Below are 11879 nucleotides of genomic sequence, written 5' to 3' on the forward strand. Positions count from 1 at the left end.
CATGGGTCTGGAGCCTCGGGTCATCGAGGAGCTGGTGGCGCAGCGCCGCCGGTTCCTCGCGTTCCTCGCGCCGCGCGTGGGCAGCCCGGAGGAGGCGGAGGAGGTGCTCCAGCTCGCCCTGGTGAAGGGCCTGGAGAAGGGCGGGGGCCTGCGCGACGAGGAGAGCGCCGTCGCGTGGTTCTATCGCCTGCTGCGCAACGTGCTGGTGGACCGCCACCGCCGCGCGGCGCGCGAGGAGCGCGCCCTGGAGGTGGAGGGGGCCGACGCGCCTCGCTCCACCGAGGACGTGGAGGCGTGGGAGTCCAGCGTGTGCGCGTGCGTGGCGGGCCTGACGGACACGCTCAAGCCCGAGTACGCCGCCATCCTCCAGGAGGTGGACCTGAAGGGCACGCCCGTGGCCGCCTATGCCCGCGAGGAGGGGCTCACCGCGAACAACGCGGCGGTGCGTCTGCACCGGGCACGACAGGCCCTGGGCAAGCGCCTCATCGCGCTGTGCGGCACCTGCTGCACCCACGGCTGTGTCGACTGCACCTGTGGGCCGGACCTGCCGCGCGTGGGCGACGTCGCGGAGGAGTAGTCCCCGGGGCGCGGTGCCGGAGTCGACGGCGAAGGTCGGTGTAATGCCCCGCGCGCGGCGGCGTCAGCCTGGGCGACACCGGACGCGAGGGGCTTTTCCCCCGTCGTCCCATGGACCCGAAGAGGCCTCTCATGGACGCCCACACCTTCCACCGCGTCGCGCTGCCGAGCGCCACGCTCGCCTTCCTCTTCCTCGCCATGGTGCTGCCCACGCTGCGCCTGCGGCGGCGCGGCGGCGGCTCCGCCTTCGTGCTGCATCAACGCGTCAACCCGTTCCAGCGCCTCATCGGCGTGGCCATGGGCGTGTTCGTCCTGGGGATGACGGCCTGGAGCGCGCTGTACGCGGCCACGGGCGGCGCGGGGCTGGGGCTGTGGGCCGTGCCGCAGGCGGTGCGGTGGGCGGGCTGGACGCTGGTGGCGGCGGGGCTGGGCGTCGTGCTGGTCGCGCAGGTGCAGATGGGGGCCTCGTGGCGCATCGGCATCGACCGCGAGCCCACGGCGCTGGTGACGCGCGGCCTGTTCACCGTCGTGCGCAACCCCATCTTCGCGGGCATGCTGTGGGTCGTCACCGGCGTCGCGCTCGTCACGCCGGGCGCGTGGACGGTGATGGCGTGGGTCGACTACGTGCTGCTCGTCTCCCTCCAGGTGCGATTGGAGGAGGCCCACCTGCTGCGCCTGCATGGGGAGGACTACGCGGCCTATGCGTCGCGCGTGGGACGCTTCTGGCCCGGCGTGGGGCGGCTGTCGCCGACGTCCCACGCGCAGGAGGGGATGGCGCCCCGAGTGACCCCTTGAGCGGATGCCGGGGACGCGGGGCGCGTCGAACCGGGTGTCAGTGCGCCGGTTGGGCGGGCTCCTGGTACTGCGCCGCGCCCGCGCCCGCCCGGGCCTCGAAGGCGTTGCACCCGCTGGCGCCCGACACCTTCAGGTCGAACGCGCGCAGCTCCTGCTGGTTGCAGCGCTGCGTCTCGTTGTCGCCGGGGTTGGGGTTGTTGCTGCCGAAATAGCGACAACCCTTGCAGTTGCCCCACTGTCCTCCCGCCATGTCGTCCTCCTCGGAAAAAGGGTTCAGCGGCCTTCCTTCCGAGGGTGGGGCTGGCGACGGGGGCACACAAGCACCCCGGGACACGCGCCCCAAGGGGCGGCTGGCCCGACGCCTGGAGGAAGGGCGTCGGGCTCGGCCGGGCTCGTGAGCTACTGCTGCGGCGCGGGCTGCTGCTGGGGCGCCTGCTCCTGCGCCGGCTGCTGCTGGGTGCCCGTGACGCCCGGCACCGGCTGGATGGTCGGCGGCGCCACGTTCGGATCCTTCAGGTCGGAGTCCAGCGGACGCGCCTCGAAGGCGCCCACCGCGCGCAGCAGGCGCAGGGCGGCGACGCTCGCCTGCAGCCGCTCGCTCACCAGGCCGATCTCGGCGTTGGTCAGCGCGGTGTTCGCGTCGGCGACCTCGAGGTAGGTGGCCACGCCCGCCTTGAAGGAGACGTCCGTGAGGCGGTTCGACTCACGCGCCAGGTCCACCGTCTGCTCCGCCTTGAGGCGGTTGGCCAGGGCGCTCTCCAGGTCCAGCTGCGAGCGCTTCACTTCCTCGCGCGTCGTCAGCTCCGCCTTGCGGGCGTTGGCCTGGGCCTCGACGATGCGCGCGGACGCCTCCGTGAGGTTGGCCTCGCGCAGGCCGCCGTCCCAAATCGTCCAACTGGCGCCGAAGGTGATGAGCCACAGGTCCGACTGGCCGGTGAAGCCCGCGGCGTTGGCGGCGCGGTAGGTGCCCGTCACGCCCAGCGTGGGCAGGTAGCTGAACCACACGCCGCGCTTGTTCGTCCGGGCCAGCTCCACCGCCTCACGGGTGGCCGCCACGTCCGCGCGGTTCTCCAGCGAGCGCTGCACCAGCACGTCCGAGTCCGTCTTCACCGGCACCTGCGGCTCCGGCGGGTTGGTGATGTCGAACTCCGGGTTGTCCAGCGCGAGCAGCGTGGCCAGCACCAGCTTGGCGGAGGCCAGCGCGTTGCGGGCGCGGATGAGGTCCTGCTCGGCGCGCGACAGGTCCTGCTCGGCGCGCAGCAGCGCCACGCGCGTCACGGTGCCGGCGTCGAAGCGCACCTTGGTGTCCTTGGCGCGAGCGGCGTTGAGGTCCACCAGCCGCTCCTGCACCACCACCGCCTGGGCCTGCGCCGCCGCGCCGTAGTACGCCTGCGCCACGCCGAAGAGGATCTCCCGCCGCGCCTGCTCCACGTTGTACGCGGCGACCTTCTCGCTCTGGTACGCGCCCTGGATGGTGGCCCACAGCTGCGGCGCGATGATGGCCTGGCGCGCCTCCACCTGAATCTGCCGCTGGATGAGCGGCTGGATGACCACGTCCACCGGCGCGATGGTGCCGGCGGGGATGATGGCCGCGTCGGAGTTGCGGATGATGGCGCCGCTGACCGTGAGGCTGGGCAGATAGCCGCTCCAGGCCTTGCGGGAAGCGGTGTCCGCCTGCTCCAGCCGCGCCTGGGCCGCCTTCAGGTCCAGGTTCTCCTTGCGCGCCCGGACCAGGGCGTCCTCGAGTGTCAGCGTGGGGGGCGGTGCCGCGGCCAGGGTGGCCGCCAGGGTCAACGCCAGAAGTGAGCTCATAACCGCCTCTGCCTCCTCGGAGCTCGCGCCGGCGCGAGCCCTTTGCGTCCGTGATGGACTTGCTACGGGTTGTGACTCGCGTGTGGTCGGCCGGATTTCTGGTCAGGGTGCGTCATGAGCGGCAGGATTCCCGCGCCATCCGTTGCCTCGGCTCTTATGAAGGGCATCCACCGCCGCATGGCTTTCCGCTGTCCTGTCGTCCGGTCGGGGCCCCCACATAGGCCATGACGTTCTATTTTGGAAGCTCCGGAATGTAGTAGCCCTCAATAGTTGATGAAGTCAATTGTTTAGGTGGGCGGGGCGAATTACCATGTGGGTCATGAGCTCGAGCAGCGAGGACGTGGAGCGTCGTGGCAGACCACAGCCTTCCGGGGCGGAGGGCGAGCAGGCGGAGCCCCTGTCCAAACAGGCGTGGACGCTCCTGTTCGAGCTGATGCACGCGCACATGCGCAACTTCCCGGCGCTGGCGGCGGAGTTCGAGCTGTCCCCGGTGCAGGCGCACGTGGTGCGGCAGTTGGGCGAGGGCCCGCTGGCGATGAGTACGCTGGCCAACTACCTGTCGTGTGACGCGTCGAACGTGACGGGCCTGGTGGACCGCATGGAGGCGCGCGGGCTGGTGGAGCGGCGCGGCAGCGAGCAGGACCGGCGCGTGAAGATGCTGGTGCTGACGGAGGCGGGCGTGGCCCTGCGGGAGCGGCTCCTGGAGCGGCTGGCGGAGCCGCCGGAGTCCATCGCGTCGCTGTCGGAGCCGGACCTGTGCGCGCTGCGCGACATCATGCGCCGGGCGCTCAAGTCGCAGTGAGCGCGCGGGCGCGGCGTCAGTCCAGCAGGAACGTGTACGAGTACTTCATCTCCGTGGAGACGGGCTCGCCGCCCTTGATGGCGGGCTTGAAGCGGAAGCGCTTGATGGCGTCGCGCGCGGCCTCGTTGAGGCCGTAGCCCGGGCCGGAGAGCACCTTCACGGCGACGACGCGGCCCTCGTGGTCGATGGTGATGGACATCGTCACCGTGCCCTCGATGCCGGCGCGCCGCGCCTCCTCCGGGTAGGGAATCTTCACCTCGGAGGCGACGGAGGGTTCGGAGTCGACCTGGTAGATGGGCGTGTACTTGGGCGCGGAGTACCCCTTCACGTCCTTGGGGTCCTTCGCGGTGCCGTCCACCTTGCCGTAGGACGTGTTGCCCACGGGCGCGGCGAAGCTGCCGGCGCTGGTGGTGGACGACATCGTCATGCCCACCACCAACGGAGGCGGCTTGGCCTGGGGCGTGGGCGGCGGCTCGTTGGGCGGCGGCGGGGCCTGCTCGGGCGGGGGCGGCTGGGGCTTGGGGGCCTCGGCCACCTTCACCGGCGGCGGCTTCACCACCTTGGGCTTGGGCGGAGGCGGCTTGGGCTCCTCCTTCTTCTCTTCAGGAGGAGGCGGCGGGGGCGGCTTCTGCACCTCCACCATGACCAGCTCCACCGGGCGCTGGGCCGCGGGGCGCGGACGCTCGGCGACGTGGCTCAGGTACCAGAAGCCCACGCCGTGCAGCACGAGCGAGGCGAGCAGGAAGACGCCCACCACCACCAGCGAGCGCTCGCGGCGCGGGAGGAGCACCCTGTCGTCGACCACCGCCTGACTCATGTCCGGAACGCCTCGCGTGCCTCTAGGGCGCGGTGGGCGCGGCCGCGGGGGCCGCGTCCTTCTCGATGTTGAGCGCGAACTTCGCGATGCCCTGGCCCTTCACGGTGTCGATGAGCCGCATCACCTGGCCGTACGCGATGGTCTGGTCGGCGCTGATGATGGCGCGGGTGTCCTTGTCCTTGGCCACCGCCTCCGCCACCTTCCTCGACAGGTCCGCCTCGCTGACCTCGGCGCCGTCGAAGTAGAGCTTGCCCTGCTTGTCGAGCACCACGTTGACCAGGCCCTGCACCGTCTCGCCGCCGTTGGCCGCGCGGGGCAGGTCCACCTCCACCGTCTCGCGGACGATGAAGTTGGCGGTCACCATGAAGATGATGAGCAGCACCAGCACGATGTCCACCAGCGGCGTGACGTTGATGCCGGTGATTTCCTCGTCGTTGTCCTGCTGGGCGCCTCCGGCCATGGGCTAGCGGCCCTCCGCGGCGCGCGGCGCGGACTCGGGCGTGCGGCCCTCGGCGCGCAGGCTGCCCACGAGCGCGTACCCCAGCGCGTTGGCGCGGCTGGTGAGCGTCTTGAGCTGGCGGTTGAAGATGTTGAAGGCCACCACCGCGGGAATCGCCACCGCGAGGCCCACGGCCGTGGCGACGAGCGCCTCGGAGATGCCGGCCATGACCGTCTGCTGGATGGCCGCGCCCTTGGCGCTCATCGAGCCCAGGTCGTGGAAGGCCTTGATGATGCCGAGCACCGTGCCGAACAGGCCGATGAACGGCGCGTTGTTGCCCAGCGTGCCCAGGAACGACAGGAAGCGCTCGTACTGGGGCCGCTCGCGCGCCATGGTGGAGGCAATCACCTGCTCCACGGTGTCCGCGCCCTGGGTGGAGGACGCGAGCGCCTCGCGGATGACGGCGGCCTCCATGCCCGTGCGCCCCTCCACCGCCTTGCGGGCCGCCTCGAAGTCACCCCGCGCCAGCCGCACCGCCAGCGCCTCCGAGTCCGGCAGCCGGTGGCGCGCGAAGTACACCGCGCGCTCCAGCATGATGGCGATGGAGACGACGGAGAGGACGACCAGAATCCAGAGCACCCACTCGGCGGAGGTGAGCGTCACGCCGAGCAACTTGCTGCTCAACCATCCGAGCTCGGGTTGCCCTGCCTGGGCCAGGAGAAGGGAAAGCGTCATGAAGGGAAGCCTGGGTGGAAGTGGGTGACGGGTTGCGTAACCCGGTGGCCAACTCGCGCGCCCATCTCTTGTTCCGTCCGCTCTGAAAGTCAAATGGAACGGCCGGCTTGTTGGCTCCCTGGCCACCCGGGGGCCGGGGCTGAAACAGAAAAAATCCCCGGCCGTCCGCTTCCCTTCGGGCCCCCGGGTGCCTAGCGGCCGCGGTCGGGGGTCTCGGTCAGGGCGGGGTTGCGCTCGATGATGGGGCCGAGCGCGTCGTCGATGCGGCGCAGGAGCTCCGGCGCCAGCTTCACGCCCGCGGCCTTCACCGTGTCACGGACCTGTTCCGGCCGGGACGCGCCGATGATGGCGGAGGAGACGGCCTTGTTCTGGAGGACCCAGGCCACGGCGAGCTGGGCCATGGTGAGGCCGGCCTCCTGGGCGAGCGGCTTGAGCTGCTGGACGCGGGTGAGGACGTCCTCCTTCATGAAGCGGGCGATGAAGCGCGAGCCGGTGGGGTCCGTGGCGCGGCTGCCCGCCGGGGGCGGCTGGCCCGGGAGGTACTTCCCGGTGAGCACGCCCATGGCCATGGGCGACCAGACGATCTGCCCCAGGCCCTCCTCGACGGAGGCGGGGATGACCTGCGCCTCCGGGACGCGCCAGAGCATGGAGTACTGCGGCTGGCTGGAGATGAACGGAACGCGCAGCTCGCGGGCCAGCGCGGCGCCCTGGCGGATCTGGTCCGCCGTCCACTCGGAGACGCCGATGTAGAGCGCCTTGCCCTGGCGGACGATGTCCGCGAACGCCAGCATCGTCTCCTCCAGCGGCGTCGCGGTGTCGAAGCGGTGCGCCTGGTAGAGGTCCACGTAGTCCGTCTTCAGGCGCGCGAGCGAGCCGTCGATGGACTCCAGGATGTGCTTGCGCGACAGGCCCCAGTCGTTGCGGCCCGGGCCGGTGGGCCAGAACACCTTGGTGAACAGCTCATAGCCCGCGCGGCGCTGCCCCTCGAGCGCGCGGCCGAGCACCGCCTCCGCCTTCGTGCCCGCGTACACGTCCGCGGTGTCGAACGTGGTGATGCCCACGTCCAGCGCGGCCTTCACGCACGCGAGCGCGGCCTCCTCCTCCACCTGGGAGCCGTGGGTGAGCCAGTTGCCGAAGGAGATCTCGCTGACGACCAGACCGCTGCGACCGAGATGACGGAAGTGCATGGGGCCGGGAGCCTAATCATGCGGGCCAGGGCTCGCACGCGATTGAACGCCCGGAGGGCCCCGCGGCGTCACGCCCCCGTGACGTGGGGGGCGGGGCGGGGGGCGGGCCTTCAGCGGGGAGGGGCCTGCCGGGCCCGCGCGCCGACGCGGGGGCTGTTGCGCTGGAGGAGCGAGGGCGCGGTGCCGAACATCCGCCGGAAGGTGCGGGTCAGGTGCGCCGAGTCGGAGAACCCCGCCGCGTGGGCGGCCTCACCCAGCGGACGTCCGGCGGCGATGGCGCCCGCGGCGCGTTGGAGGCGGAGCCACAGCAGATAGGGCCGGAGGGGCACGCCGGTGGACGCGGTGAAGGCGTGCATCAGTCGACTGGGGGACAGGCCCGCCACGTGGGCCAGGGCCTCGAGCGACGTGTCCTCCGGACCCGAGGGCGCGCGCAGGTGCTGGAGGAGCTTGCGCACGCGGGGGTGCATGGGCGGCGGCGCCCCCGGCGGCCCCGCGAGCGCGTCGAGCGTGGCCTCCATCCAGGGGCCGATGGCGTCGTGGGGCCAGGGCCCCGCGCGAGGCAGCGCGGCGAGCAGCGCGTCCCGCTCGCGCTCGTCGAACAGCCGGACGGACGCGTCGAGCGCGGCGCGCAGCCGCTCCCCGTCGCGGCTCTCCGGCTCGACGAAGAGCAGGAGGACCTCGCCTCCCCGCGCGTCGAGCGCGTGCGGGACGTCCGGACCCACGAGGACGCCGGCGGCGCGCGTGTCGGAGCCCATGCCCTGCGCGCGGACACGGAGCGTGCCCTCGCGGCGCAACACCAGGTGCAGGGCGTGGTGCGCGTGGCGCGAGGACGTGTCGCCCGGCCCCCACAGCGCCAGCGCGGCCGGCCACACCACCAGGGGCATGTCCGGCCACGGGGCGCGCGGCGCCAGGTCGGGAGGTCGGGCGAGCAGCATCCTGGCCCGGGTTCTATCAGCGGTCGCGGGACAGGATGACCGCGCTGTAGGCCCCCAGCGACACGCTCCCTCGTGCGGGCAGGCCGTCCTGGGCGTCCCACTGCCCCCACACGTCGTGGACGGAGGTGTCGCCGAAGTCGGGCGAGTAGCCGCGCCAGTCGCCGTTGAAGCGCACGCGCCAGCACCCGTCCGAGGGCAGCCCCAGCCCGTAGTCGGTGAACGCGCGGTGGCCCAGGTTGACCACCACCACCACGTCGTCCCCCGGGCCGCCGTGCTGCCAGCGGTGGAAGGCCAGCACCTTGTCCTCGTGGTTGAGGTGGAAGACGTGGATGTGCTCGCCGCGCAGGCCCGCGGTGGTGTCGTGCCAGTTGCGGCGCAGGTGGACGAGGTCGCGGTGGGCCTGGAGGATGCCGGCGAACCACCCGGCCTTCGACCAGTCGAGCGGGTCGCCGTCGTCGAAGTGGCCGTCCTCGAGGAACTCCTGGCCCATGAAGAGCATGGGGATGCCCGGGGCGGTCAGCGTCAGCACCGCGCCCAGCAGGGCCTTCTTCTTCGCCAGGAGGTCGCCCGGGTTGTACGGCGACACCTCCGTGGGCAGGCGGCTGCGGCCGTTGGCCACCTCGTCGTGGCTCTCCGTGAAGACGACGCGCTGGGTGCCCTGGCCGTTGTAGCGGAAGCAGAGCGCGTCACGGACCGCGTTCAGGTCGCGCCACTCGTCGAACGGGGCGATGAGCGCGGCGCGCACCGGGTGGACGAAGGCCGCGTCCCACTGCGTGTCGAAGCCCGCGCCCCGCGGGTGGGTGAGGGCGGGGTCGGCGGCCATGTCCTCGGCGATGAGCAGCTTCCAGGGGAACTCGCGCTTCACGGCCTCGGAGATGGAGCGCAGCAGCTCCCAGCCGGACGGGTTGTCCACGCCGCTGGCGGTGCGGATCTCCTTCGTCGCGTCCAGGCGCAAGCCGTCCATGTGGTACTCGCGCAGCCACATCAGCGCGTTGTCCCGCAGGTAGTCGCGCACCTCGTGGCGGCCGTAGTCCGGGCGCGTGTCACCCCAGGGCGTACTCGCGCGCCAGTCCGTGTAGAAGTAGCTGCCGCCCTTGCCGAACGTCTCGCCGTCGAAGTCCCAGTGGGGCAGGTCGCTGGGGCCCAGGTGGTTGTAGACGACGTCCATGACCACGCCGATGCCGCGCCGGTGCGCCTCGTCCACGAAGCGCTTCAGGTCGTTGGGCGTGCCGTAGGAGCTCTCCGGCGCGAAGGGGAAGGTGGGGTTGTAGCCCCACGAGAAGTCGCCGGCGAACTCGGCGGAGGGCATCAGCTCCATCACGTTGACGCCCAGGTCCTTCAGGTAGTCGAGCTTGTCGATGGCGCTCAGCCAGTGGCCGGGGCCCCAGCCCGGCGAGTCGTTGAAGGTGCCCACGTGCAGCTCGTAGAGCACGACCTCCTCGAAGGGCGGCATGTGGAAGTGGTGGTCGTAGCGCCAGAGGAAGTCCCGGTGGTCGAGGATGACGCTGTTGCCGGTGGAGTGCGTGACGTCCGCGGCGCGCGGGTCGTTGCGCCAGCGCCAGTCGCCGTAGCGCCCCTGGATGATGAACTGGTACTGCTGGCCGTTGCTGGCGCCGGGGATGTCCCGGGAGAAGTTGCCCGAGGGCTCGCGCGCCAGCTCCACCGCGTGCCAGTGGCTGAAGTCGCCCACCACCTGCACGCGCTGCGCGTGGGGCGCCCAGACGCGGAAGGTGGCGCCGCCGTCGTAGGGGACGGCGCCCATGCCGGCGCGCCACGAGGGCTCCGGCACGGGCTCTATCATCGAGAGGGTCGTGAGGAAGTCCGGCGTCTGGAGCTGGTCCGCCGGTCCGAACAGCTCCGGCGCGGCGCGTGAGCGCGCGGTGCGCTGGACGACCTGGTTGCCGCGGGTCTTGCGGACCGACTCGCTGAAGTCCTTGCGCGCGCGGTGCAGCTCGTTCGGTCTGCCGTCTCGTGTCGACATGCGCTCCCCCCGGGGATGACTCGCGTGGCCGCGATGCACGACCTTCCGACGTCGAAGGACACGAGGGCAACTCCGACCCCGCGCCCGCGCGTTCAGTTCATGGCAGTGAAGCGGAGGGCCGCGCGCGCGGGCAGGGCGGGCGACCGTTCATGAAGGACAGGCGGCCGTCCGACCCGAGGTGGTGACGGTCCGGCGCCGCGTCGCTTGTGGGGGCGGTCCGAGTGTCCGACACTGGTCCTTCGACATGGCTGCCAGCGACGAACGCCGCCTCCAGGCCCTGGTGCTCGCCCCGGTGCGACGCGTGCAACGGCGCCTCAACGCCGTGGCCTGGGCGCATGCGGGCATCGCCCCCGTGTGGGCCACCGCCACCGCGTGTGTCCTGGCCCGCCTGCTGTTCCGAGACGCCGCCGTCTGGGGCATTGCCCCGCTGGTGCTGCTGGGGGGCGCCGCGTGGCGCTGGCGGGCCCGCGGGGTGAGCGTGTCGCTGGAGCACGCCGCCGTGCTCGCGGACCGCTCGGCCAACGCGGGAGGACTGCTGCTCACGCGGCTGGAGCGTCCGGTGGGTGAGTGGGAGCTGGCCGTCAACCAGCTCGCCGGCACGGTGAAGCCACCGGACGTGGAGTGGCGGCGCCCCGTGGGCGCGGTGGCCGGCGCGCTGGTGTTCCTGCTCGTCGGCTTCCTCTTGCCGCTGCCCCCCGTGAAGGGGCCCCGGAAGGTCCACGCCGCGGCCGCCGCGAAGGTGGACGCGGTCCAGTCTCAGGCGGAGGCGCTCGCGCGCGAGGAGCCGCTGGGCGAGGCGCTGGAGGACGAGCTGCGCCGCCTCTCCGAGGAGGTGGCCGCGGGGCGCTTCGACGCCACGGACTGGGAGGCGGCCGATTCGCTGGAGCGTCGACTCGCCGAGCGCGCCTCGGAGGCCGCCGCGGAGCTGGCCCGGGCCTCGGAGGCCGCGCGCGAGCTGGAGGAGGCGCTGGGCGCGGCCGGTGGCGCGGAGGCGGCCAACCGCGAGCGCGAATCGCTGGAGCGCGCGCTCATGGCGCTGGACGCGAAGCCCCCGGAGCAGACGGAACGCGGGGGCCCGGGGCAGGCGTCCAACGACGCGTCGCGGCCCGGACAGTCGGGGGCGCGGGGCGACGGAGAGGGGGCGGAGGGGCAGGAGGAGGCGCGGCAGCGGGCGCGCGCGCAGGCCTCGGGCTCCGTGGACCAGGTCGCGGACCTGCGTCGCTCGTTGGAGCGCCGGCAGCAGTCCCTCGAGCGGCGCTTCGGGGAGCAGGAGGGGCAGTCCCGGTCCGGCGAGCGGAGCGCGTCGGCGCGGCGCCAGGGACAGGGGCAGCAGGGCGCGGAGGGGCGCGAGGGGCAGGGCCAGCAGGGCGCGGAGGGGCGTGAGGGACAGGGTCAGCAGGGGCGCGAGGGACAGGGGCGCCAGGGCGAGGGTGAGGGGCAGCAGGGGCGTGGCGCGTCGCGGGGACACGCCAGTCGGGGCGCCCGCGAGGGGACGGGGGCGCCCGGGCGCGAGGGTGGGCACGAGTCGCTCGTGTTCGGCGGGGAGGCGGAGATGGACCCGGACCGCCTCGCGTTCCAGCCGCTGCCGGAGGGACGGGGAGGCGAGGCGGGGGAGCTGTGGGGGCTCGAGGCGGCGGACCCCCAGCGGAGCGCGGGACCCGCGGGCGCGGCCGGCGCGAAGGGCACGGCGGCCCAGGGCGAGGGGACGGCGGGGCCTGGCGCGCAGCCGCTGCTTCCGCGCAATCGGGACGTCGTGAAGCGGTACTTTGGTGGTCGGTAGTCCTCGAAGGGGAGAACACA

General features: G+C 72.6%; 12 protein-coding genes. 4 read left to right on the forward strand and 8 right to left on the reverse strand.

Annotated features, from left to right (window positions below):
- Position 1: 1 nt before the first annotated feature.
- Together LZ198_RS25585 and LZ198_RS25590 are read left to right on the forward strand one after the other, a co-directional pair.
- Positions 2-577 carry an RNA polymerase sigma factor gene (locus LZ198_RS25585; protein ID WP_253974666.1) on the forward strand — a complete coding sequence of 192 codons (576 nt, stop codon included), beginning with the start codon at positions 2-4 and terminating at the stop codon, positions 575-577.
- A gap of 131 nt (positions 578-708) precedes the next feature.
- Positions 709-1371 carry a methyltransferase family protein gene (locus LZ198_RS25590; protein WP_253974667.1) on the forward strand — a complete coding sequence of 221 codons (663 nt, stop codon included), beginning with the start codon at positions 709-711 and terminating at the stop codon, positions 1369-1371.
- A 37-nt stretch (positions 1372-1408) separates the two neighbouring features.
- Here LZ198_RS25590 and LZ198_RS25595 read toward each other — a convergent pair whose 3' ends face one another.
- Together LZ198_RS25595 and LZ198_RS25600 are read right to left on the reverse strand one after the other, a co-directional pair.
- A complete protein-coding gene (locus LZ198_RS25595) occupies positions 1409-1621 on the reverse strand; it encodes a hypothetical protein (protein WP_253974668.1) in 213 nt (70 codons plus the stop codon).
- A gap of 149 nt (positions 1622-1770) precedes the next feature.
- Positions 1771-3183, reverse strand: coding sequence for a TolC family protein (locus tag LZ198_RS25600; RefSeq protein WP_253974669.1), 1413 nt, complete (start codon positions 3181-3183; stop codon positions 1771-1773).
- Positions 3184-3502: 319 nt separating this feature from the next.
- On the opposite strand from LZ198_RS25600, the gene LZ198_RS25605 reads away from it, so the two are divergent.
- Positions 3503-3985 (forward strand): MarR family winged helix-turn-helix transcriptional regulator, encoded by a 483-nt coding sequence (locus LZ198_RS25605; protein WP_253974670.1) that lies wholly within the window; start codon positions 3503-3505, stop codon positions 3983-3985.
- 16 nt (positions 3986-4001) lie between these two features.
- On the opposite strand, the gene LZ198_RS25610 is transcribed toward LZ198_RS25605, so the two are convergent.
- The 6 genes from LZ198_RS25610 to LZ198_RS25635 all read right to left on the reverse strand — a co-directional run bounded on the left by LZ198_RS25610 (position 4002) and on the right by LZ198_RS25635 (position 10079).
- Positions 4002-4802 (reverse strand): energy transducer TonB, encoded by an 801-nt coding sequence (locus LZ198_RS25610; RefSeq protein WP_253974671.1) that lies wholly within the window; start codon positions 4800-4802, stop codon positions 4002-4004.
- Positions 4803-4824: 22 nt separating this feature from the next.
- Positions 4825-5262 carry an ExbD/TolR family protein gene (locus LZ198_RS25615; protein WP_253974672.1) on the reverse strand — a complete coding sequence of 146 codons (438 nt, stop codon included), beginning with the start codon at positions 5260-5262 and terminating at the stop codon, positions 4825-4827.
- Positions 5263-5265: 3 nt separating this feature from the next.
- Positions 5266-5976, reverse strand: a complete 711-nt coding sequence (locus LZ198_RS25620) for a MotA/TolQ/ExbB proton channel family protein (RefSeq protein ID WP_253974673.1) — start codon at positions 5974-5976, stop codon at positions 5266-5268.
- A gap of 191 nt (positions 5977-6167) precedes the next feature.
- Positions 6168-7163 (reverse strand): aldo/keto reductase family protein, encoded by a 996-nt coding sequence (locus LZ198_RS25625; protein ID WP_253974674.1) that lies wholly within the window; start codon positions 7161-7163, stop codon positions 6168-6170.
- Positions 7164-7273: 110 nt separating this feature from the next.
- The gene (locus tag LZ198_RS25630; RefSeq protein WP_253974675.1) at positions 7274-8098 is read right to left on the reverse strand and encodes a helix-turn-helix transcriptional regulator; all 825 of its coding nucleotides are present in this window, start codon (positions 8096-8098) and stop codon (positions 7274-7276) included.
- A 16-nt stretch (positions 8099-8114) separates the two neighbouring features.
- Positions 8115-10079 (reverse strand): alpha-amylase family glycosyl hydrolase, encoded by a 1965-nt coding sequence (locus LZ198_RS25635; protein ID WP_253974676.1) that lies wholly within the window; start codon positions 10077-10079, stop codon positions 8115-8117.
- 244 nt (positions 10080-10323) lie between these two features.
- Between LZ198_RS25635 and LZ198_RS25640 the strand changes: the two genes are divergently transcribed.
- Positions 10324-11859, forward strand: coding sequence for a hypothetical protein (locus LZ198_RS25640; RefSeq protein ID WP_253974677.1), 1536 nt, complete (start codon positions 10324-10326; stop codon positions 11857-11859).
- Positions 11860-11879 lie beyond the last annotated feature (20 nt).

It is taken from the genome of Myxococcus dinghuensis (genome assembly GCF_024198235.1).
GTDB classification, from domain to species: domain Bacteria; phylum Myxococcota; class Myxococcia; order Myxococcales; family Myxococcaceae; genus Myxococcus; species Myxococcus dinghuensis.

Coding starts and splice junctions, on each gene's coding strand:
- LZ198_RS25585 (WP_253974666.1), top strand. CDS start 2: ATGGGTCTGGAGCCTCGGGTCATCGAGGAGCTGGTGGCGCAGCGCCGC.
- LZ198_RS25595 (WP_253974668.1), bottom strand. CDS start 1,621: ATGGCGGGAGGACAGTGGGGCAACTGCAAGGGTTGTCGCTATTTCGGC.
- LZ198_RS25605 (WP_253974670.1), top strand. CDS start 3,503: ATGAGCTCGAGCAGCGAGGACGTGGAGCGTCGTGGCAGACCACAGCCT.
- LZ198_RS25620 (WP_253974673.1), bottom strand. CDS start 5,976: ATGACGCTTTCCCTTCTCCTGGCCCAGGCAGGGCAACCCGAGCTCGGA.
- LZ198_RS25640 (WP_253974677.1), top strand. CDS start 10,324: ATGGCTGCCAGCGACGAACGCCGCCTCCAGGCCCTGGTGCTCGCCCCG.
- LZ198_RS25615 (WP_253974672.1), bottom strand. CDS start 5,262: ATGGCCGGAGGCGCCCAGCAGGACAACGACGAGGAAATCACCGGCATC.
- LZ198_RS25600 (WP_253974669.1), bottom strand. CDS start 3,183: ATGAGCTCACTTCTGGCGTTGACCCTGGCGGCCACCCTGGCCGCGGCA.
- LZ198_RS25590 (WP_253974667.1), top strand. CDS start 709: ATGGACGCCCACACCTTCCACCGCGTCGCGCTGCCGAGCGCCACGCTC.
- LZ198_RS25610 (WP_253974671.1), bottom strand. CDS start 4,802: ATGAGTCAGGCGGTGGTCGACGACAGGGTGCTCCTCCCGCGCCGCGAG.
- LZ198_RS25630 (WP_253974675.1), bottom strand. CDS start 8,098: ATGCTGCTCGCCCGACCTCCCGACCTGGCGCCGCGCGCCCCGTGGCCG.
- LZ198_RS25625 (WP_253974674.1), bottom strand. CDS start 7,163: ATGCACTTCCGTCATCTCGGTCGCAGCGGTCTGGTCGTCAGCGAGATC.
- LZ198_RS25635 (WP_253974676.1), bottom strand. CDS start 10,079: ATGTCGACACGAGACGGCAGACCGAACGAGCTGCACCGCGCGCGCAAG.